We start from the raw sequence: 21,823 nt of genomic DNA on the forward strand, positions 1-21,823 counted from the left end.
AGGACACTAATGACGCAGTGCGACCAACGTCATTACATCTGAGCGGAAATTGAGCATAACGATCCGGCGGCAACCGGACACTCCGTGTGAACAGGACGCCCCGCGCCGCCCCGGGGCGTACCGGGTGCATAACGGAAACCCCGCTGTAACCGGCAGACTCTTGACTGGTGTGCCGTTCATCGGCGTGGATGCCTTGAGCGAGGTCGACGCGGAGCGTCGATATCCGGAAGATCGCGGAGAGGGTCTTCCGGATGAAGCAGGGTGAAACGCGGGACAACGCCCGGTGACACCGTGCAACGGTGGCACGTATGAGCCCGAGGAGCCGGACGGCCCCGGGAGAGACGGAAAGGAGGGCCATGAGACTGCTGCTCGTCGAGGACGACGACCACGTTGCGGCGGCCCTGTCCGCCGTGCTCGCCCGGCACGGATTCCAGGTCGTGCACGCCCGCAACGGCGAGGAGGCCCTCCGCGCGCTGCTGCCCGCCGAGAAGGAGCCCTTCGGGGTGATCCTCCTCGACCTCGGCCTGCCCGACCAGGACGGGTACGAGGTGTGCGGCAAGATCCGCAAGCGCACCGCTACCCCCGTGATCATGGTCACCGCCCGCGCCGACGTGCGCTCGCGCATCCACGGCCTCAACCTCGGCGCCGACGACTACGTCACCAAGCCGTACGACACCGGCGAGCTGCTCGCCCGTATCCACGCGGTCGCCCGGCGCACCTCCGGCGCCGAGGACACCGCCCCGACCCCCGTCGCCGCCCTGCGCCTCGGGGCGGTCGCCATCGAGCTGCCGACCCGCCGGGTCAGCGTCGACGGCGAGGAAGTCCAGCTCACCCGCAAGGAGTTCGACCTCCTGGCGCTCCTCGCCCAGCGCCCCGGCGTCGTCTTCCGCCGCGAGCAGATCATCAGCGAGGTCTGGCGCACCAGCTGGGAGGGGACCGGACGCACCCTGGAGGTCCACGTCGCCTCCCTGCGCTCCAAGCTGCGGCTGCCCACCCTGATCGAGACCGTGCGGGGCGTCGGCTACCGGCTCGTCGCGCCGTCCGCGTAACCGAACGGGTACGTTTCCCCGGTGCGCTCCCGCCTGCTCCCGCTGCTCATCGTCCTGATGGCCGCAGTCCTGGTCACCCTCGGCTTCCCGCTCGCGATCAGCGTGGCCGCCGCCGAGCAGCAGCGCCTCGTCATCGACCGGATCGACGACACCGCGCGGTTCGCGGCCCTGGTCCAGGCCATCACCGACACCTCCCCGGACAGCGAGGAGCGCCGCCGCACCCTCCAGACCGACCTGGAGGTCTACGCCTCGGTGTACGACATCCGCGCCGGCGTCTTCTTCCAGGACGACCGGGCCCTGGCCAAGGCGCCCGGCTCCTGGGCCCTGCCCGCCGAGGGGGAGGGGCGCACGGCCTTCGACGAGGCGCTGCTCGGCCGCCGCTCGCACGATCCGCCGCAGGTCTGGCCCTGGCAGAACGGGCGCGTCGTCGTCGCCTCGCCCGTGGTCCGCGACGGTGACGTGGTCGCCGTGGTCGTCATCGACTCGCCCACCGGCGAGATGCGGTCCCGGATCGTGCGGACCTGGCTGTTCATCGGCCTCGGCGAGGCACTGGCCCTGCTGGTGGCGGTCGCCGCGGCGGTCCGGCTCACCGGCTGGGTCCTGCTGCCCGTACGGACCCTGGACGCGGCCACCCGCGACATCGCCGGGGGCCGCATGCGTTCCCGCGTCGCCGCCTCCGCCGGGCCGCCGGAACTCCGGCACCTGGCCCGCTCCTTCAACGAGATGGCGGACAACGTGGAGGACGTGCTGGAGCAGCAGCGCGCCTTCGTGGCCGACGCCTCGCACCAGCTGCGCAACCCGCTCGCCGCCCTGCTGCTGCGCATCGAGCTCCTCGCCCTGGAGCTGCCCGAGGACAGCGAGGAGATCGCGGCCGTGCGCACCGAGGGCAAGCGGCTGGCCCGGGTCCTCGACGACCTCCTGGACCTCGCGCTGGCCGAGCACGCCGAGGCGGACCTCCAGCTGATCGACCTCGTCCCGCTCACCGCCGAGCGGGTCGCGTCCTGGCGTCCGATGGCGGACCGGGAGGCCGTGCGGCTCACCCTGGAAGGGGCCCCGGCGGCCACCGCCTGGGCCGACCCCGTGGCACTCTCCAGCGCCCTGGACGCGGTGATCGACAACGCCCTGAAGTTCACCCCGGCCGGCGAGGACGTCACCGTCACGGTCGCCGCCGGACCCCGTACGACGACCGTCGTGGTCGCCGACCGGGGCCCCGGCCTCACAGAAGCGGAGCTGGAACGCGTCGGGGACCGCTTCTGGCGCAGCACCCGCCACCAGAACGTCAGCGGATCGGGGCTGGGCCTCTCCATCTCCCGGGTGCTGCTCGCGGCGGGCGGCGGCTCGATCGCGTACGAGCACCACGCACCGCACGGCCTGCGGGTGACCGTCTCGCTGCCCCGCGAACGGCCGGGCGGCTGAGCCGGGAATGAGCCAGGCCGGGGGCCCTAGGAGGGGTCAGGGCTTCACCGAGCGGTAGTAGTCCTTGGCGCCTTCGTGCACGTCCAGCGGATCCGTGTAGATCGCCGTCCGCAGGTCCACCAGCTGCGCCGCGTGGACCTCACGGCCGATCCGGTCCCGGCTGTTGATCACCGTCCGGGTGAAGGCCTCGGTCATGGCCGCGTCCGTGCGGTCGGTCGTGACGAGCAGGTTGGCGACGGCGACCGTGGGCACCGACTGGCCCTGCTGGGCCTCCGGATAGGCGTCGGCGGGCATCATGGCCGACCGGTAGAAACGGGTGGGACCGGTCGCCGCCTGCAGCTTCGCGACCAGGTCGGCCTCCAGCGGCACCAGCCGGACGTCGAAGCGCTCCGACAGCTCCTGCACGGCGGCGGTCGGTAGCCCGCCCGACCAGAAGAAGGCGTCCAGCTGCCCCTGCGTCAGCCGTACGGGCATCGTGTCGATGCCCACCGGCACCGGGGTGATGTCGTCGGCCGGATCGAGCCCCGCCGCCTTCAGCAGCCGGTCCGCGACCAGCCGCACCCCGGAACCCTCCTGGCCGACGCCCACCCGCTTGCCCCGCAGATCGGAGGCGCTGCGGATGTCGGAGTCGCGGGGGACGACCAGCTGGACGTAGTCGTCGTACAGCCGGACGCAGCCGCGGAGCCGCTGGGCCCCCTGCCTCCCGTCGCGCAGATAGGTGGCCACGGCGTCGGCCGTCGCGATGGTGAAGTCCGCCTCGCCCGTCGCCACCCGCGCGAGGTTCTGCTGCGACCCCTCGCTGGTCCGCAGCCGTATGGCCACCTCCGGCATGTCCTTGGCGAGCGCGTCCTCCAGCCGCTCCCCGTACCGCTGGTAGACGCCGCTGGGCACCCCGGTGGAGAAGGTGAGCGGACCTCTCGGGTCCCCCTCGTCCCCCCGAGGCTGCAGCCACCATGCGAGCAGCCCGAGCACGACCGCGATCAGGGCGCCCGTCTGAAGGGTGCGCCGGCGGCCGAATCGGGACAGAGCGTGGTGCATGCGCGCGATCCTGCCAGCTCACCCGCCTCCCTGGCCAGGCTCGGCCATGAGGCCCGCCCCACAGCCGGCGGGGGAGTGGAGAGGGGCAGGGCACGGGGCCGGAGGGGCAGCGCCCGGCAACCGCCTACCCTTGTCCCATGAGCAGCGGCAACCGGAGCGAAGCAGTGGACGTCCAGAAGAGCTACGAGGTGCGCACCTACGGGTGCCAGATGAACGTCCACGACTCCGAACGGCTGTCGGGTCTCCTGGAGGGCGCCGGTTACGTCCGCGCCCCCGAAGGCTCCGACGGCGACGCCGACGTCGTCGTCTTCAACACCTGCGCGGTGCGGGAGAACGCCGACAACAAGCTGTACGGGAACCTCGGCCGCCTCGCGCCCATGAAGACCAAACGCCCCGGGATGCAGATCGCCGTCGGCGGCTGTCTGGCGCAGAAGGACCGCGACACCATCGTCAAGCGGGCCCCCTGGGTCGACGTCGTCTTCGGCACGCACAACATCGGCAAGCTGCCGGTCCTCCTGGAGCGCGCCCGCATCCAGGAAGAGGCGCAGATCGAGATCGCCGAGTCCCTGGAGGCCTTCCCCTCCACGCTCCCCACCCGCCGCGAGTCGGCCTACGCCGCGTGGGTCTCCATCTCCGTCGGCTGCAACAACACCTGCACCTTCTGCATCGTCCCGGCGCTGCGCGGCAAGGAGAAGGACCGCCGCACCGGCGACATCCTCGCCGAGATCGAGGCCCTGGTCGCCGAGGGCGTCTCCGAGATCACCCTGCTCGGCCAGAACGTCAACGCGTACGGCTCCGACATCGGCGACCGCGAGGCCTTCTCCAAGCTGCTGCGCGCCTGCGGAAAGATCGAGGGCCTGGAGCGCGTCCGTTTCACCTCGCCGCACCCCCGCGACTTCACCGACGACGTCATCGCCGCCATGGCCGAGACGCCCAACGTGATGCCGCAGCTCCACATGCCGATGCAGTCCGGTTCGGACACCGTTCTGAAGGCGATGCGCCGCTCCTACCGGCAGGAACGCTTCCTCGGGATCATCGAGAAGGTGCGCGCCGCGATGCCGGACGCCGCCATCTCCACGGACATCATCGTGGGCTTCCCCGGCGAGACCGAGGAGGACTTCGAGCAGACGATGCACGCCGTCCGCGAGGCGCGGTTCGCCAACGCGTTCACCTTCCAGTACTCCAAGCGCCCCGGGACCCCGGCCGCCGACATGGACGGCCAGATCCCCAAGGAGGTCGTCCAGGAGCGGTACATGCGCCTGTCCGCCCTCCAGGAGCAGATCTCCTGGGACGAGAACAAGAAGCAGGTCGGCCGCACCCTGGACGTCATGGTCGCCGAGGGCGAGGGCCGCAAGGACGGCGCCACCCAGCGCCTCTCCGGCCGCGCGCCCGACAACCGCCTGGTCCACTTCACGCAGCCCGAGCAGGCCGTGCGCCCGGGTGACGTGGTGACCGTCGAGATCACCTACGCCGCTCCGCACCACCTGCTCGCCGAGGGCACGCCGCTCGCGGTACGGTCCACCCGCGCGGGCGACGCCTGGGAGAAGCGCACCACCGAGGCCGCCGCGAAGCCCGCCGGAGTGATGCTGGGCCTCCCCGGCATCGGCGCCCCCGACCCGCTCCCGGCCGCCGCGGCCCCCGCCTGCGGCATCGGCTGAGAGCCCTGGGCGCGCCGCGGGGCCTGGCCAAGGGGTCGACGCCGAGCGGGCCGGGGGCCGGGGCCGACGGCCCCGCGCCGCCCCCTGTGGCCGACCGGCTCGCGCCACCTTCGGCACGTACGCTGACGGCCCCGCGCCGCCCATCGGCCCCCGTGGCCGACCGGCTCGCGGCCCCTGGCCAGTACGCTGACCGGCATGCTTGTCGCCGCCGCCGTCTGCCCCTGTCCGCCGCTCCTGGTGCCCGAGGTCGCCGCCGGGGCCGCCCCCGAGCTCGACGCCGCGCGTGACGCGTGCCTCGACGCCGTGGGTGTGCTCGCCGCCGCGCGACCGGACCTGCTCGTGGTCGTGGGGCCCGGCGACGAGCCGTCCGAGCCGGGCGAGCACCCGACCGTCGGGCCCTACCCGCCCGGCGCGCACGGTTCCTTCCGGGGCGTCGGCGTGGACCTCGACGTGACGCTCGGCCATGCAGCCGACGGTGACACGACGGCCGGACGCCCCCTGCCGCAGTCCCTCACGGTGGGCGCCTGGCTGCTGGAACGGGCCCACTGGGCCGGCGCCCCCGTGGAAGGGCTCGCCTTTCTGCAGACCGCGGATCCGGAGGACTGCGCGGAGGCCGGCCGCGCCGTCGCCGGACGCACCGACCGGGTCGCGCTCCTGGTGATGGGCGACGGCAGCGCCTGCCGCACCCTCAAGGCGCCCGGCTACCTCGACGACCGGGCCGCCGCGTTCGACGCCCGGGCCACCGAGGCGCTCGGCTCCGCGGACCTCGACGCCATCGCCGCGCTCGACGCCACGCTCGCCCACGAGCTCAAGGCGGCCGGCCGGGCTCCCTGGCAGCTCCTCGCCGGTGCCGCGCGGGACGCCGGGCTCGCCGGACGGCTGCTGTACGAGGACGCCCCGTACGGCGTGGGCTACACCGTCGCAGCCTGGTCCTGAAGAGACCGGCCCGACGAACTGTTTCTGAACAGACCGGCGGCGGGCCCGGAGCGCTCGGCTCCGGACCCGCCGCCGGGGCAGGACCGCTGCGTCAGGGCGCGGGCGGCGGCGGAGGAGGCGTGTTGCCGGGGCCGCCGGGGGTTCCGGGAGCACCGGGGGTTCCGGGCGTGCCGCCGTCCTTCTGGCCCAGCTTGTCCACGGCCTCCTTGGCCTTGCGCGTACCCGAATCGATCTTGTCGCTGTACTTGCCCTTGGTCTTCTGGTCGACCGTGCGCGCGGCCTTGTCGAGGCCCTGCTCGATCTTGCCCCCGTGCTGCTGCGCGAGGTCGCCGACCTTGTCCTTGGCCGGCCCCAGCTTTGCCTTCAGGTTGTCCAGGAACCCCATTGGGTCACCTTCCGTGCAGTGTGGAGGACTGTCTTCGCGGGAACGTTCTCCCGCCCCCATTGTCCGTCACCTGTCCGTTCCTGCCGTTTTTACTCCTCCGACGGCGCCACCCGGTGTGTTCGGGAGGGCCCGGATTTTTGGGACACTGTCCGGGTGATCCCTCCCCACCCCACCCCCCGCGTCATCACCGTCGTAGGCCCCACAGCGGCCGGAAAATCGGATCTGGGGGTCTTTCTCGCCCAGCGGCTCGGCGGCGAGGTGATCAACGCCGACTCCATGCAGCTCTACCGGGGGATGGACATCGGCACGGCGAAGCTGACGCTCCCCGAGCGCGACGGCGTGCCGCACCACCTGCTGGACATCTGGGACGTCACCGAGGCCGCCAGCGTCGCCGAGTACCAGCGCCTGGCCCGCCGGGAGATCGACCGGCTGCTCGCCGAGGGGCGCACCCCGATCCTGGTCGGCGGTTCCGGGCTGTACGTGAAGGGCGCCATCGACGCCCTGGAGTTCCCCGGTACGGACCCCGAGGTGCGCGCCCGCCTCGAAGCGGAGCTGGCCGAGGGCGGCTCCGGCGTCCTGCACGCACGGCTGGCCGCGGCCGACCCGGAAGCCGCCCGGTCCATCCTGGCGAGCAACGGCCGCCGCATCGTCCGCGCCCTCGAAGTCATCGAGATCACCGGCAAGCCCTTCACCGCCAACCTCCCCGGCGACGAGCCGGTCTACGACGCCGTCCAGATCGGCGTCGACGTGGAACGCCCCGAACTGGACGAGCGCATCGCCCTGCGCGTCGACCGGATGTGGGAGGCCGGACTCGTGGACGAGGTGCGCGCCCTGGAGGCGTCCGGGCTCCGCGAGGGCCTCACCGCCTCACGGGCCCTCGGCTACCAGCAGATCCTGGCGGCGCTCGCGGGGGAGTGCACCGAGGACGAGGCGCGGGCCGAGACCGTGCGCGCCACCAAGCGCTTCGCCCGCCGTCAGGATTCGTGGTTCCGCCGCGACCCGCGTGTCGTGTGGCTCGGCGGCGGAGACCATGACCGGGGGGAACTCCCGCACCAGGCACTGACGTTGGTCGAACGAGCGGTCACAGCCTGATCACGTGATGGCATCGGGAAGCTCCGCCCGTCAATTCGGTGCCCGTGACCGTGCCATCATCGAGCATCGATCCACCAGTGGAGTCCGAGTTGGGAGGGCGCGTGGCGATGGAGGCCGGCCCTCGCGACACGGAGCAGCGCGACGCAGAGCACGAGGTGCCGTCACCGCGGGAGACCGCGGGACGGCTGAGCCCCGACGGGCCCGACGAGCAGGACGTGGCCCCCGAGGTCGAGGTCGAGCTGCGGCCCACCCGCAAGCTGCGGATCTGGCAGCTCGCCCCCATCGTCATGCTGGCCGCGGTCGGCTCGCTGATGTTCGCCTTCCCGCTCGCCTTCGAGTTCGGTGACGGCGGCGCCATTGTCGCCATGCTGGGGCTCCTGATCAGCTGCTGCGCGGCCGGCTGGGGCATGATGGCGGCCCGCCGCGTGGGGCACACCTGGCCCGGACTGCCCTCCCGGGGTTCGGGCGACCGCCCCGACTGGCGCGTGATCGCGCTGTACGCCGCGACCGGCCTCGCCCTGGTCGCCCTCGCCGTCTGGCGCGTGGCCCGGCTGCGCTGACGGCAGCGGACCCGCACGACGAGCCCTCGGCGCCCCATGGGCGGCCCGGACGGCGAAGCCGATCGCGGGGGTCCGCGGGAGCGGGTTGTCGGCGCCGCCTCGTACAGTGGGCGTGTGAGCACCTCGCAGATCGCCTTCCTCAAGGGGCACGGCACCGAGAACGACTTCGTGATCGTTCCGGACCCGGACAACGCCCTCACGCTGCCCGCCGCCCTCGTCGCCCGGCTCTGCGACCGCCGGGCCGGTATCGGCGGCGACGGACTGCTGCACGTCGTGCGGTCCGCCACGCACCCCGAGGCGCGGTCCATGGCGGACGAAGCCGAGTGGTTCATGGACTACCGCAACGCGGACGGCTCGATCGCCGAGATGTGCGGCAATGGCGTGCGTGTCTTCGCGCACCACCTCCAGCGCGCCGGCCTTGTCGAGGAGGGCGACCTGACCGTCGCCACCCGGGGCGGCCCCAAGCGCGTGCACCTCGCCAAGAACGGCGACATCACCGTCTCCATGGGACAGGCCCTGCTGCCCGACGCGGGCGTCACGGTCAGCGTCGACGGCCGCAGCTGGCCCGCCCGCAACGTCAACATGGGCAACCCCCACGCCGTCGCGTTCGTGGACGACCTGGACCACGCGGGCGATCTGTTCACCGCCCCGCCCTTCACCCCCGAGGCGGTCTACCCGGAAGGCGTCAACGTCGAGTTCGTCGTCGACCGGGGCCCGCGCCACGTCGGTATGCGGGTCCATGAGCGCGGCTCCGGCGAGACCCGCTCCTGCGGCACCGGCGCCTGCGCCGTCGCCGTCGCCGCCGCCCGCCGGGACGGCGCCGACCCCGCAGTGACCGGTCTTCCCGTCACGTACCGGGTGGATCTCCCCGGCGGCACCCTCGTCATCACCGAGCACCCCGACGGCGCGGTCGACATGACGGGCCCCGCCGTGATCGTCGCCGAAGGCGTCATCGACCCGGCCTGGCTCGAAACCGCCTGAGCAATGGCTTGACGCTTTCCGTCGGACGGTTCGCCGCCCTCCGAGGCGGGGCGCGCTCGAAACGGTGATCGGTCCGGGCTTCGCTCGAATGGGTGATCCGTTTCACGCTGGGCGAGAGCTGGACTGCGCCACGTGGTGGGCTCGATAGCATCAAGCACCGGCCCCGAGGCGCATCCAGCCCTCGCCCCGCCGGTCGAGTCGCCGGAGGTGCCCATGAGTGCAGAGGCCGCCGATCCGGGCGCCCCCCTTCGCAGGCGGAGCCGCCCCCGGATCGATCTGCGCAGACTGGGCCGGGTGGCACTGCGCGGCCCGGTCTCCCGCGACCGGCTGCCCGACGCCATCAGCCATGTCGCCGAGGCGCACCGCGCCCACCACCCCGACGCCGACCTGACCATCCTGCGCCGGGCCTACGTCCTCGCGGAGTCCTCGCACCGCGGCCAGATGCGCAAGAGCGGCGAGCCGTACATCACCCATCCGCTGGCCGTGACGCTGATCCTCGCCGAGCTGGGCGCGGAGACCACCACCCTCACCGCCTCCCTGCTCCACGACACCGTCGAGGACACGGAAGTGACGCTCGATCAGGTCAAGGAGCAGTTCGGCGACGAGGTCTGCTATCTCGTCGACGGCGTCACCAAACTGGAGAAGGTCGACTACGGCGCCGCCGCCGAACCGGAGACCTTCCGCAAGATGCTCGTCGCCACCGGCAACGACGTCCGGGTCATGTCCATCAAGCTCGCGGACCGGCTGCACAACATGCGCACCCTCGGGGTGATGCGTCCCGAGAAGCAGGCCCGGATCGCCAAGGTCACCCGGGACGTCCTCATCCCGCTCGCCGAACGGCTCGGCGTACAGGCGCTCAAGACCGAGCTGGAGGACCTGGTCTTCGCGATCCTGCACCCCGAGGAGTACGAGGAGACCCGCGCCCTCATCGCCGCCGCGACGGGACCGGACGACCCCCTCGAAACCATCGCCGAGAACGTGACGCACACCCTGCGCGACGCGGGCATCAGCGCCGAAGTCCTCATCAGACCACGCCACTTCGTCTCCGTACACCGGGTCCGCAGGAAACGCGGCGAACTGCGCGGCACCGACTTCGGGCGGCTGCTCGTCCTGGTCGGCGAGGACGCCGACTGCTACGCCGTCCTCGGTGAGCTGCACACCTGCTTCACCCCGGTGATCTCCGAGTTCAAGGACTTCATCGCCGCCCCCAAGTTCAACCTCTACCAGTCACTGCACACCGCCGTCGTCGCCCCCGAAGGAGCCGTCGCCGAAGTCCTCATCCGTACGCACCGGATGCACAAGGTCGCCGAGGCGGGCGTCGTCGCGCTGGGCAACCCGTACGCCCAGGACCCCGCCGCGCCCCCGCAGACCGAGCCGTCCGACGAGCGCGCCGACCCGACCCGGCCCGGCTGGCTCTCCCGGCTGCTGGACTGGCAGGAGTCCGCCACCGACCCCGACACCTTCTGGACCACCCTGCGCGACGACCTCGCCCAGGACCGCGAGATCACCGTCTTCCGCACCGACGGCGGCACCCTCGGGCTGCCCGCCGGAGCCAGCTGCGTCGACGCCGCCTACGCCCAGTACGGCGACCTGGCCCACACCGCCATCGGGGCCCGGGTCAACGGCCGCCTCGCCACCCTGAGCACCGTCCTCAGCGACGGCGACACCGTGCAGCCGCTGCTCGCCCAGGACACCGCGTCCGGCCCCTCGCCCGACTGGCTCGACCACGCGCGCACCCCGGCCGCCCGGATCGCGATCACCGGCTGGTTCAGCGACCACCCGGACGAGGCGAAAACCGACACGGAGACCGCCGACGCGACCGGACCCGGCACCCAGGGCGAGCCCGCCACCTCCTCGGAACGCGAGGCTCCGGGGGGCACCGCTCCGGCCCGCAGCCGGTCCGGTCCTCGCCCCACGGGCGTCGTCGTGGACGACCCGAACGCGCAGGTGCGCCTGGCCGGCTGCTGTACGCCGGTGCCCCCCGACGAGCTGACCGGCTTCGTCGTCCGGGGCGGCGCGGTCACCGTGCACCGGCGGGAGTGCCCCGCCGTCGCCGCGATGCAGGAGATCGGCCGTGCCCCGGTCGCGGCCCGCTGGGCGGACGGGGAGGACGGGGAGTCCGACGCGGGCTGCCGGGTCACCCTGGTCGCCGAATCATTCGGCCGCCCCCGGCTCCTCGCGGACCTCACCGAGGCCATCGCCACCGCCGACGCGGCGATCGTGTCCGCCACCGTGGAACCGCCCAGCGAGCAGCGGGTCCGCCACACGTACACCCTCCGGCTCCCCGACGCGGCCGGTCTTCCCGGCCTGATGCGCGCCATGCGCGACGTCGCCGGGGTCTACGACGTCAGCCGCGCCCAGCACCCGGCCCCGACGGGCTGAGCCGCCCCGCACCACCCGTCCTCGTTCGGGTGGTGCGGCGCGCGGCTCCCCGACCGGGCGGCCCCGCGCTGATAGCGGTAGTCCATGCCGCTCCTGACCCGCCGCCTGCGCGCCGCCCTGCTGGCGACCGCCTCGGCCACCCTCGTCGCCGCCGCCCTGCCCGCCCCCGAGCCCCTGGGCATCGGCGACCGGCTCTTCCCCGAGCTGGGCAACCCCGGATACGACGTCCTCGCGTACGACATCGCCTTCACCTACCGCGGCTCCAACACCAAACCCCTGGACGCCGTCACCAAGATCCGGGCCCGCACCACCGCCCCGCTGGACCGGATCAACCTCGACTTCGCCCGGGGCACCGTCCGGGGCGTCGAGGTCAACGGGCAGAGCGTCGACTTCGGCAGCAAGAGGGAGGACCTCGTCCTCCAGGCACCCCGCCGCCTCCCCGCGGGCGTACCGCTGAACATCACCGTCCGGCACACCAGCGACCCGAACGGATCCGGGGACGACGGCGGCTGGGTGCGTACTGCCGACGGGCTGGCCATGGCCAACCAGGCCGACGCCGCCCACCGCGTCTTCCCGAGCAACGACCATCCCTCCGACAAGGCGTACTTCACCTTCCGGATCACCGCCCCGCACCGGCTGACGGCGGTCGCGGCCGGGATGCCCGTGGAGAGGAGCCGGCACGGCTCCTCGACCACCTGGACGTACCGCACCGAGCACCCCATGGCCACCGAACTGGCCCAGGTCTCCATCGGCAGCTCCGCCGTCGCTCACCGCACAGGACCGCACGGTCTGCCGGTGCGCGACGTCGTCCCGGCCGCCGACCGGAAGAAGTTGGAGCCCTGGTTGAAGAAGACCCCGGCCCAGCTGGAGTGGATGGAGCAGCTGGTCGGCCGCTACCCCTTCGAGACGTACGGGGTGCTCGTCGCCGACAGCCCCATCGGGTTCGCCCTGGAGACCCAGACGCTGTCCCTGTTCGGGAAGTCGTTCTTCACCGAGCCCGGCTACCCGGAGTGGTACGTCGACTCGGTGATGATCCACGAGCTGGCCCACCAGTGGTTCGGCAACAGCGTCTCGCCCGCGAGCTGGTCCGACCTGTGGCTCAACGAGGGACACGCCAGCTGGTACGAGGCCCGGTACGCCGAGGAGAACGGCGGCCCCACCCTGGAACGCCGGATGCGCGAGGCGTACAAGCTGTCCGACGGCTGGCGCGCGGACGGCGGCCCTCCGGCGCACCCGGAAGGACCGGCGCCGGGGCAGAAGCTCAGCCTGTTCCGCCCGGTGATGTACGACGGCAGCGCGCTGGTGCTCTACGCCCTGCGCCAGGAGATCGGCGAGGGGGCCTTCGACCGGCTGGAGCGCACCTGGGTCCGGGTGCACCGGGACTCCACGGCGGCCACCGCGGACTTCACCCGGCTCGCCTCCGGCATCGCCGGCCGTGATCTGACCGCCTTCTTCGACGGCTGGCTGTACGGGAAGAAGACCCCGCCGATGCCCGGACACCCGGACTGGAGCAGCGCGAAACCCGCGTGACGGGCCCGGTGGGGCCGTGCCACTATCGAAGCGTCGGCGCGGCGGACCGCACCGGAGTTCCCGAAGGGAATCATCCGGGTAGATCACACGTTGTGACTGACGTAAAGACTTCTATCGACGTTAGGATCCAATGACCTCCTCTTCTTCCCTTCCCCAGGACGCGCAGGACGCGCAGAGCGCAACGGAGAACACCACCGAGAGCCTCACCGAGGCCCGCCGGGCCGACGCCCTGATGGAAGAGGACGTCGCCTGGAGCCACGAGATCGACGGAGCCCGGGACGGCGACCAGCTCGACCGCTCCGAGCGTGCCGCGCTGCGACGCGTGGCCGGTCTCTCCACCGAGCTCGAAGACGTCACCGAGGTCGAGTACCGCCAGCTGCGCCTGGAGCGCGTGGTGCTGGTGGGCGTCTGGACCTCGGGGACGGTGCACGACGCGGAGATCTCCCTCGCGGAGCTCGCCGCCCTCGCCGAGACGGCGGGCGCCCAGGTGCTGGACGCGGTGTACCAGCGGCGCGACAAGCCCGACCCGGCGACCTACATCGGTTCGGGCAAGGCGCTGGAGCTGCGCGACATCGTGCTCGAGTCCGGTGCCGACACCGTCGTCTGCGACGGTGAGCTGAGCCCCGGACAGCTGATCCACCTGGAAGACGTCGTCAAGGTCAAGGTGGTCGACCGGACCGCCCTGATCCTCGACATCTTCGCCCAGCACGCCAAGTCCCGTGAGGGCAAGGCGCAGGTCTCGCTCGCGCAGATGCAGTACATGCTGCCCAGGCTGCGCGGCTGGGGTCAGTCGCTCTCCCGGCAGATGGGCGGCGGCGGTTCCAGCGGCGGTGGCGGTATGGCCACCCGTGGTCCCGGTGAGACCAAGATCGAGACGGACCGGCGGCGGATCCGCGAGAAGATGGCGAAGATGCGCCGGGAGATCGCGGAGATGAAGACCGGCCGCGAGATCAAGCGGCAGGAGCGCAAGCGCCACAAGGTGCCCTCCGTCGCCATCGCCGGATACACCAACGCGGGCAAGTCCTCGCTGCTCAACCGCCTGACCGGGGCCGGTGTCCTGGTGGAGAACGCCCTGTTCGCCACCCTGGACCCGACCGTCCGCCGGGCCGAGACGCCGAGCGGCCGGATCTACACCCTGGCCGACACCGTCGGGTTCGTCCGGCATCTGCCGCACCACCTCGTCGAGGCGTTCCGCTCCACGATGGAGGAGGTCGGCGAGTCCGATCTCATCCTCCACGTGGTGGACGGCTCCCATCCGGTGCCCGAGGAGCAGCTCGCCGCGGTGCGCGAGGTGATCCGGGACGTCGGCGCGGTGAACGTACGAGAGATCGTCGTCATCAACAAGGCGGACGCGGCGGACCCCCTGGTCATCCAGCGCCTCCTGCGCAACGAGAAGTACGCGATCACGGTCTCGGCCCGGACGGGCGAAGGCATCGAGGAGCTGCTCGCGCTCATCGACGCCGAGCTGCCCCGGCCGTCCGTCCAGGTCGAGGTGCTCGTGCCGTACATCCAGGGGGCCCTGGTCTCCCGGGTGCACGCCGAGGGTGAGGTGCTCTCCGAGGAGCACACCGCCGAGGGCACCCTGCTCAAGGCCCAGGTCCACGAGGAGCTGGCCGCCGAGCTGGAGACCTTCGCCCTCGCTGCGCACTGACGGCCGCGGGACCGTACGACGGCCGAAGGCCCGGCCCAAACCCTCCAGAGGGTTTGGGCCGGGCCTTCGGCGTACGGGGTTCAACGCCCCGCGAACTTGTCGCTCATCGTCGCGAAGGTGCGCCGGGCGTCCTCGCCGAGCCGCGGTCCGGCCAGCCAGCCCGAAGTGACCGGTCCGATCGAGGTGTTGGAGACCAGCCTCGACTTCCCGTCCGGCCCGGCGACGAACCAGCCGCCACCGGAGGAGCCGCCCGTCATGGTGCAGCCGATCCGGTACATGGTCGGGGTCCCCGGGGCGATCGAGAGCCGGCCGGGACGGTCGACGCACTGGTGCATCAGCAGACCGTCGTACGGCGGACCCGCCGGGTAGCCCCAGGCGCCCATGCCGCTGATCTGCTGGATCTCCGGAGCGTCGAAGGAGACCGGCAGGGCGTTGCCCACGGTCTCCTCCAGCGACTTCGTCCCGTTCTCGGGCTTCACATGCAGGACCGCGTAGTCGTACGGGGCGCCGGCGCCCCCCGTCGGGCCGCCGCCGGAGATCCACTCGCCGGAGGACGCGGCCCAGTCCGCCCAGTAGGTGCCGTACGGGGCGATCTCCTGCGGCTGCGCGGTCCGCAGCTGCGCCGCGTTCTTGCCCTGGTCGTTGTACGAGGGCACGAAGACGATGTTGCGGTACCAGCCGCCGCCCGCGCCCGCGTGCACACAGTGTCCGGCGGTCCACACGAGGTTGGACTTCCCGGGGTTCTTCGGGTCCTTCACGACCGTGCCCGAGCACACCAAGGAGCCCTTGGGGGAGTCGAAGAAGACCTTGCCGACCGGGGCGGCGTACCGGTGGTAGGGCAGCTTCTCCGGCTTGGCCTGCACCGGGGCGGGCTCCGGGTCGCTGACGTCCTGGCCGGCGGAGAGGTCACCGGCCGCCATCGTCTTGGCGGGCTCCTCCGCCGAAGCCATCCGCTCCGGCTTCCACAGGCCGTCGATGACCGGGTTGACGAAGTCCTCGGCCTTGCGGAGCCAGCCGTCCTTGTCCCAGTTCTTCCACTCCCCCTTCTTCCACTTCTCCGGGTCCACCCCGTGCTTCTCCAGGGCGTCGCCCAGGTCGCCGGGAAGACCGGCGGCCGGGTCCTTTTCGGCCGCCCCGCCGGTGGCCGACGGTTTGGCGGCCGCGGAGTCCTCCTCGGGACCGCAGGCCGTGGCCGTCAGTGTGAGCGCCGCGACGAGGCCGGTGGCGGCCAGCAGCGGACGTATCGATCGCATGGAAGAGATCCCCCTGAACAGCTGATGCGTGCGATGGCGCGCGACCTCGCCCGGCGCGCAAACGCGGTGGTGCGCGGTCGCGGTCGCGCATTTTGTCATGTGCTTGTCATGTGAGATACCGGAGGCGGCCGCCGGTCGTGCACGGCCCCCGGCAGTCGACTGCCGGGGGCCGCGGACCCGCAGGCCCTCGCGAGTACTACTGGCCCGCGTACTTCTCACTCACCGCGCGGTAGATGCCCTCGGCCTCCTTGCCGAGCCGCGGACCGGCCAGCCAGCCCGCCGTGACCGGGCCGATCGAGGTGTTCGACACCAGGGCGGGCTTGCCGTCCTGACCCGCCGCGACCCAGCCGCCGCCGGAGGAACCACCGGTCATCGTGCAGCCGATGCGGTACATCGTGGGCTGCTCCCGGAAGACCGAGAGCCGGCCCGGCTCGTCCTTGCACTGGAGCAGCTTCTGACCGTCGTACGGCGGCGCGGCCGGGTAGCCCGTGGCCGTCATCTCGGCGATCTTCGGCACGGCCGGAGCGTTGAACTCGACCGGCAACGCCGAACCGACCGTCTCCTCCAGCGACTTGCCGCCCGCGCCCTTCTCCGGCGTCACGTGCAGCACCGCGAAGTCGTACGGCGCGCCCTGGCCGCCGGTCGCGGCGCCCTGCTCGATCCACTGCTCGGAGGTCTGGGCCCACTGACCCCACCACACACCGTAGGGAGCGATCTTCTCCTTGGGCGCGGTCTCCAGCTGGGCCAGCGACAGACCGTCGTTGTTGTACGCCGGGGCGAACGCGATGTTGCGGTACCAGCCGCCCTTCTTGCCCGCGTGCACACAGTGCCCGGCGGTCCACACCATGTTGGACTTGCCGGGGTTCGCCGGGTCCTTCACCACGGTCGCGGAACAGACCATCGAGCCCTGCGGGCCGTCGAAGAGCAGCTTCCCGGACTCCGGGGCGTTGTCGTGGTACGGCGTCGCGACACCGGCGGCCCGGACCGGGGCCGGCGTCGGGTCCGTCACGCCGTCGTCGCCCGAGATGTCGTTGTCGACCGGGTTCTCCGGAGGCTTGTCGGCGTCCCGCATCCGGTCCGGGTCCCACAGGCCTTCGATGATCGGGTTGACGAAGTCCTTGGCCTCACGCAGCCACTTGTCCTTGTCCCAGTTCTTCCACTCCCCGTCCCGCCACTGGTCGGGGTCGATCCCGTGCTCCTTGAGGCGGTCCTTCAGGTCGTCCGGGATGGTGACCTTGCCGTCGGCCTGGTCGGCCGAAGCGCTGGGCGTACCGCCCGCGTTGTCCTCCTCCGGACCGCACGCGGTGGCGGTGAGCGCCAGCACGGCGGCGACGGCGGTCGCGGCGAGCGCGGAGGAGGGCATGCGCCGTGCGCGCCTCCCGCGGCGTGCGGTATCGGTCGGGCGAATGGGTCGCATCTCGTGATCCCCCTGGGACTTCGTCACTCGGTACTCGTGCTGCATTGCGGACACTTCGGGCGCCGGAGCAGGTGCTTCCGCGCCGCTGTGCGGCCCCCACTATGCCGGTGCCGATGGTGACGGCACGCGGCAGGTCCACGGTTCCGTCGCCGCGAGGATGTTCCGATGCAACCGTGATCCATTGCGGTCGGCGTCGTTGGTACGTACGGGGGACACCAGGACAGCGTTCACGGCCTCGGTGCGTCCGCGCGAAATCGTACCGACGTGCAACGCAACTGTTACCGCAGGAGGATCAAGAGCCGTGTCCGTGACCGAACCCGCACCGGTGGCGCCGCCCTCCGCGCACGAGGGCATCCTCCGCCGCCAGTCCCTGCGCGAATCGGCGGCCCGCACCTACGCCCGGTCCCTGCCGATCGTCCCGGTGCGCGCCCGGGGGCTCACCATCGAGGGCGCGGACGGCCGCCGGTATCTGGACTGCCTGTCGGGCGCGGGCACCCTGGCGCTCGGCCACAACCACCCGGTCGTGCTCGAAGCGATCCGGAAGGTCATCGACTCCGGCGCTCCCCTGCATGTGCTGGACCTCGCCACCCCGGTCAAGGACGCCTTCACCACCGAGCTGTTCGCCACCCTGCCCCGGCAGTTCGCCGACAACGCCCGCATCCAGTTCTGCGGTCCCGCCGGCACGGACGCCGTCGAGGCCGCGTTCAAGCTGGTCCGCTCCGCGACCGGGCGCTCCGGCCTGCTGACCTTCACCGGCGCCTACCACGGCATGACCGCCGGAGCCCTGGAAGCCTCCGGCGGCGCCGCCGACGTCCGGGTCACCCGGCTCCCCTTCCCGCAGGACTACCGCTGCCCGTTCGGCACCGGCGGCGAGCACGGCGCCACGCTCGCCGCCCGCTGGACCGAACACCTGCTGGACGACCGCAAGGGCGGGGTGCCGGCCCCCGCCGGGATGATCGTGGAGCCCGTCCAGGGCGAGGGCGGCGTCAACCCCGCCCCCGACGCCTGGCTGCGCCGCATGCGCCGGATCACCGAGGAGCGGTCCATCCCGCTCATCGCCGACGAGGTCCAGACGGGGGTCGGCAGGACCGGCGCGTTCTGGGCCGTCGAGCACAGCGGCATCGTCCCCGACGTCATGGTCCTCTCCAAGGCGATCGGCGGCTCCCTGCCCCTCGCCGTGATCGTCTACCGCGCTGAGCTGGATCTTTGGCAGCCGGGCGCGCACGCGGGTACGTTTCGTGGCAACCAGCTCGCCATGGCGGCGGGCGCGGCCACGCTCGCGTACGTCAGGGAGAATCAACTGGCGGACCGCGCAGCGGTCCTGGGGTCCCGGATGCTCGCCCGCCTCGGAGAACTGAGGGCGCATCACCCGGGAATCGGTGACGTACGGGGGCGTGGACTGATGATCGGCCTGGAGCTGGTGGATCCCGAGAGCGCGCCCCTGCCCGCCGAAGCCGGCGACCCCGCCCCGGCCCCGCCGCCCGACCCGGCCCTCGCCCTCGCCGTCCAGCAGGAATGCCTGCGCCGCGGCCTCATCGTCGAACTCGGCGGCCGGCACGGCGCCGTGGTCCGCCTCCTGCCGCCCCTCACCCTCACCGACGAGCAGGCGACTGCCGTCGTCGACCGTCTCGCCGACGCGCTGGCAGCCGCGACAAGCTCCCCGCACCGTCGGACCACCGCCGGGCCGACCACCTGACCCCGGAATCCCCACAAGGAAGAACGCCGTGAACCCCACCCCCGCGCCCGAGGCCGACGGCCCCGGTGACCCCCAGCACCGAGGGCAGGACGGACCGGCCGCCCCCGGCACGGTCGAGGCGACGACCGTGCCCCGCCAGAAATCCCCGCACGAGCCCATCCCCGCCGCGTGTGAACCCGGTTCGGACCTCGCGGCCCGGAGCCAGGGCTTCGACGCGCTCGACGACCCGGACCCGCTGCGGGCCGCCGACGCGGCGGGCACCGAAAGCCTGCTGCGCTGCTGGACCCGGGAGAACGACCTGCCCCGCCCCGACAGCGACACTCTGCGCATCGCCTTCCCCGCCAGCGGCACCGCCCTCCTCGTCCCCGTGCACTACTGGTCCGCCACCGGGGCTCACCGCTTCGGCGCGCCCGCCCTGGAGAACGCCCCCGCCGGCGCCCCGCCTGCCGACGCCGCCACCGTCGCCGTCCTCATCGGCCGCGAGGGCGGCGAGAGCGGCGCGGGCGATCTGGTCGCCCGGGTCGCCGACTCCGTACGCCACACCGCCGGCTTCATCGAGCAGCGGCGGCGCAGCCCGGCCGACCCCGGCGACGCGGACCTCTTCCTCACCGCCGAACAGTCCCTGCTGCTCGGCCACCCCCTCCACCCCACGCCCAAGAGCCGCGAGGGTCTCTCCGAATCGGAGTCCCGCCGCTATTCACCCGAGCTCCACGGCTCCTTCCCGCTGCACTGGTTCGCTGTCGACCGGTCGCTGGCCGCCACCGACTCCGCCTGGAGCGAGGGCGGTCCGGCCACCGCCGAGGAGCTGCTCGCCCCGCACGCCGCAGGGCTGAAGACGCCCCCCGGCACCGTCGCCGTCCCCGTCCACCCCTGGCAGGCCGCGGACCTGATCCACCGCCCCCAGGTCCGCGCCCTCGCCGAGACCGGCCTGCTCCACGACCTCGGCCCGCACGGCGATCACTGGCACCCCACCTCCTCCATCCGCACCGTGCACCGGCCCGGGGCGCGGGTCATGCTCAAGCTCTCCCTCGGCGTACGCATCACCAACTCCCGCCGCGAGAACCTCCGCAAGGAACTGCACCGGGGCGTCGAGGTCCACCGCCTCCTGTCCACCGGCCTCGCCGAGCACTGGCAGCGGGAGCACCCCGGCTTCGACATCGTCCGCGACCCCGCCTGGCTCGCCGTCGACGATCCCGAGGGCACCCCCGTCACCGGGCTCGACGTGATGCTCCGTCACAACCCCTTCGGCCCGGGCGACGACGCCGCCTGCATCGCCGGACTCACCGCGCAGCGGCCCCGGCCCGGTCGTCCCGGTATGCACTCACGGCTCTCCGAGGTCGTCTCCGCCCTGCGCGCCCGCACCGGCCTCACCGCCACCGACGTCTCCGCCGAATGGTTCCGGCGCTATCTGCACCACGTCGTGCGCCCCGTCCTCTGGCTCGACGCCCACGGCGGCGTCGCCCTCGAAGCCCACCAGCAGAACACCCTCGTCCTCCTCGACCCGGACGGCTGGCCCGTCGGCGGCCGCTACCGGGACAACCAGGGCTACTACTTCCGCGACTCCCGCCGCGCCGAGCTGGACCGGCGGCTCCCCGGCATCGGCACCGTCAGCGACACCTTCGTCTCCGACCCGGTCACCGACGAGCGGTTCGCCTACTACCTGGGCATCAACAACGTCCTCGGACTGATCGGGGCGTTCGGTTCCCAGCGCCTGGCCGACGAACAGCAACTCCTCACCGTCCTGCGCCAATTCCTCACCGAGACCGCGGAACTGGGCTCGCCCCTGCCCGCGTATCTCCTGGAGAACCGCCAACTGCGCTGCAAGGCCAACCTGCTGACCCGGCTGCACGGCCTCGACGAGCTGGTGGGACCCGTCGACACCCAGTCCGTCTACGTCACCATCGCCAACCCGCTCCACAGCTGAACCGCCGCACCAGAGAGACTCCGAGCGCAACCCGCACCAGAGAGACTCCGACCGCACCCGCACCGGAGAAGCTCACCGACCGCACCCGGTCCAGAGAGGAGAGCGCCACCGTGCCTCCCGCCGACGCCTCAGCGGAACCCGGCACCGCACCCGACGGCGGGGGCACCGGAGCCGAGGACACCCTCGATCTGAAGCTCACCGAGGAGCTCCTCGCGCTGATCGCCGAGGAGCGCAGCGCCGGGACGCGGCGGGCCACCGTCCCCGGTGACCTGCTGGGCGACCCCGGCTCCTGGCCGCCCGCGCGGACCGCGGCGGGTGAGTTCGCCCTCCTGCCCGTCCGGCTGGAGCGCGACCTCCCCGTCATCAGCCGCTGGATGAACGACCCCGCCGTGGCGGCCTTCTGGGAGCTCGCCGGACCCGAGTCCGTCACCGCCGACCACATCCGGCCCCAGCTGGAAGGGGACGGGCGCAGCATCCCCTGTCTCGGCGTGCTCGACGGCACCCCGATGAGCTACTGGGAGATCTACCGCGCCGACCTCGACCCCCTGGCCCGCCACTACCCTGCCCGCCCCCACGACACCGGTGTCCACCTCCTCCTGGGGGGCGTGAAGAACCGGGGCCGGGGCGTGGGTACCGCCCTGCTCCGCGCTGTCACCGACCTCGTCCTGGACAACCTTCCGCAGTGCGGACGGGTCGTCGCCGAACCGGACCTGCGCAACACCCCGTCCGTATCCGCGTTCCTCAGTGCCGGCTTCCGCTTCTCCGCCGAAGTGGACCTCCCCGACAAACGCGCCGCGCTGATGATCCGCGACCGAACGTGCCGAGCCCAGTTGTGACGTGCTCTCCGCACCGCCC

General features: G+C 72.4%; 17 protein-coding genes. 13 read left to right on the plus strand and 4 right to left on the minus strand.

The window, feature by feature from the left end; translation table 11 throughout:
- Positions 1 to 356: 356 nt before the first annotated feature.
- Positions 357 to 1,049 carry a response regulator transcription factor gene (locus tag WQO_RS26820; protein WP_010063490.1) on the plus strand — a complete coding sequence of 231 codons (693 nt, stop codon included), beginning with the start codon at positions 357 to 359 and terminating at the stop codon, positions 1,047 to 1,049.
- A gap of 21 nt (positions 1,050 to 1,070) precedes the next feature.
- A complete protein-coding gene (locus tag WQO_RS26825) occupies positions 1,071 to 2,465 on the plus strand; it encodes a sensor histidine kinase (protein WP_010063488.1) in 1,395 nt (464 codons plus the stop codon).
- A 36-nt stretch (positions 2,466 to 2,501) separates the two neighbouring features.
- Here WQO_RS26825 and WQO_RS26830 read toward each other — a convergent pair whose 3' ends face one another.
- Complete coding sequence (locus WQO_RS26830) at positions 2,502 to 3,503, minus strand: TAXI family TRAP transporter solute-binding subunit (protein WP_010063486.1); 1,002 nt, start codon at positions 3,501 to 3,503, stop codon at positions 2,502 to 2,504.
- A gap of 137 nt (positions 3,504 to 3,640) precedes the next feature.
- Here WQO_RS26830 and miaB point away from each other — a divergent pair, with 137 nt between their 5' ends.
- Both miaB and WQO_RS26840 read left to right on the plus strand, forming a co-directional pair.
- Entirely contained in the window at positions 3,641 to 5,161 is a 1,521-nt protein-coding gene (gene miaB / locus WQO_RS26835; RefSeq protein ID WP_050992360.1) for a tRNA (N6-isopentenyl adenosine(37)-C2)-methylthiotransferase MiaB, read from the plus strand.
- 195 nt (positions 5,162 to 5,356) lie between these two features.
- The gene (locus WQO_RS26840; RefSeq protein ID WP_010063484.1) at positions 5,357 to 6,097 is read left to right on the plus strand and encodes a class III extradiol dioxygenase subunit B-like domain-containing protein; all 741 of its coding nucleotides are present in this window, start codon (positions 5,357 to 5,359) and stop codon (positions 6,095 to 6,097) included.
- Positions 6,098 to 6,188: 91 nt separating this feature from the next.
- Here the strand turns inward: WQO_RS26840 and WQO_RS26845 are convergent, their stop codons facing one another.
- Positions 6,189 to 6,482 (minus strand): antitoxin, encoded by a 294-nt coding sequence (locus tag WQO_RS26845; RefSeq protein ID WP_010063483.1) that lies wholly within the window; start codon positions 6,480 to 6,482, stop codon positions 6,189 to 6,191.
- Positions 6,483 to 6,635: 153 nt separating this feature from the next.
- Between WQO_RS26845 and miaA the strand changes: the two genes are divergently transcribed.
- From miaA to hflX, 6 genes are all read left to right on the plus strand, one after another.
- Positions 6,636 to 7,574 (plus strand): tRNA (adenosine(37)-N6)-dimethylallyltransferase MiaA, encoded by a 939-nt coding sequence (gene miaA, locus WQO_RS26850; protein ID WP_010063482.1) that lies wholly within the window; start codon positions 6,636 to 6,638, stop codon positions 7,572 to 7,574.
- A 107-nt stretch (positions 7,575 to 7,681) separates the two neighbouring features.
- Complete coding sequence (locus WQO_RS26855; RefSeq protein ID WP_010063481.1) at positions 7,682 to 8,134, plus strand: hypothetical protein; 453 nt, start codon at positions 7,682 to 7,684, stop codon at positions 8,132 to 8,134.
- Between the two features lie 114 nt (positions 8,135 to 8,248).
- Positions 8,249 to 9,115 carry a diaminopimelate epimerase gene (dapF, locus tag WQO_RS26860; protein WP_058954222.1) on the plus strand — a complete coding sequence of 289 codons (867 nt, stop codon included), beginning with the start codon at positions 8,249 to 8,251 and terminating at the stop codon, positions 9,113 to 9,115.
- A gap of 213 nt (positions 9,116 to 9,328) precedes the next feature.
- Positions 9,329 to 11,497 (plus strand): RelA/SpoT family protein, encoded by a 2,169-nt coding sequence (locus WQO_RS26865; protein ID WP_029182609.1) that lies wholly within the window; start codon positions 9,329 to 9,331, stop codon positions 11,495 to 11,497.
- Between the two features lie 84 nt (positions 11,498 to 11,581).
- Positions 11,582 to 13,027: a M1 family metallopeptidase gene (locus WQO_RS26870; protein WP_010063477.1), complete on the plus strand. Its 1,446-nt coding sequence runs from the start codon at positions 11,582 to 11,584 to the stop codon at positions 13,025 to 13,027.
- 130 nt (positions 13,028 to 13,157) lie between these two features.
- Positions 13,158 to 14,678: a GTPase HflX gene (hflX, locus tag WQO_RS26875; protein WP_010063476.1), complete on the plus strand. Its 1,521-nt coding sequence runs from the start codon at positions 13,158 to 13,160 to the stop codon at positions 14,676 to 14,678.
- A gap of 80 nt (positions 14,679 to 14,758) precedes the next feature.
- On the opposite strand, the gene WQO_RS26880 is transcribed toward hflX, so the two are convergent.
- Positions 14,759 to 15,931, minus strand: coding sequence for a trypsin-like serine peptidase (locus WQO_RS26880; protein WP_010063475.1), 1,173 nt, complete (start codon positions 15,929 to 15,931; stop codon positions 14,759 to 14,761).
- A gap of 196 nt (positions 15,932 to 16,127) precedes the next feature.
- Positions 16,128 to 17,294, minus strand: coding sequence for a trypsin-like serine peptidase (locus WQO_RS26885; RefSeq protein ID WP_010063473.1), 1,167 nt, complete (start codon positions 17,292 to 17,294; stop codon positions 16,128 to 16,130).
- 355 nt (positions 17,295 to 17,649) lie between these two features.
- Between WQO_RS26885 and WQO_RS26890 the strand changes: the two genes are divergently transcribed.
- The 3 genes from WQO_RS26890 to WQO_RS26900 all read left to right on the plus strand — a co-directional run bounded on the left by WQO_RS26890 (position 17,650) and on the right by WQO_RS26900 (position 21,804).
- Entirely contained in the window at positions 17,650 to 19,044 is a 1,395-nt protein-coding gene (locus WQO_RS26890; RefSeq protein WP_010063471.1) for a diaminobutyrate--2-oxoglutarate transaminase family protein, read from the plus strand.
- A 28-nt stretch (positions 19,045 to 19,072) separates the two neighbouring features.
- Positions 19,073 to 20,968, plus strand: a complete 1,896-nt coding sequence (locus tag WQO_RS26895) for an IucA/IucC family protein (RefSeq protein ID WP_010063470.1) — start codon at positions 19,073 to 19,075, stop codon at positions 20,966 to 20,968.
- A gap of 110 nt (positions 20,969 to 21,078) precedes the next feature.
- Positions 21,079 to 21,804, plus strand: coding sequence for a GNAT family N-acetyltransferase (locus WQO_RS26900; protein ID WP_010063469.1), 726 nt, complete (start codon positions 21,079 to 21,081; stop codon positions 21,802 to 21,804).
- Positions 21,805 to 21,823 lie beyond the last annotated feature (19 nt).

The sequence above is a fragment of the Streptomyces globisporus C-1027 genome (assembly GCF_000261345.2).
GTDB lineage: Bacteria > Actinomycetota > Actinomycetes > Streptomycetales > Streptomycetaceae > Streptomyces > Streptomyces pakalii.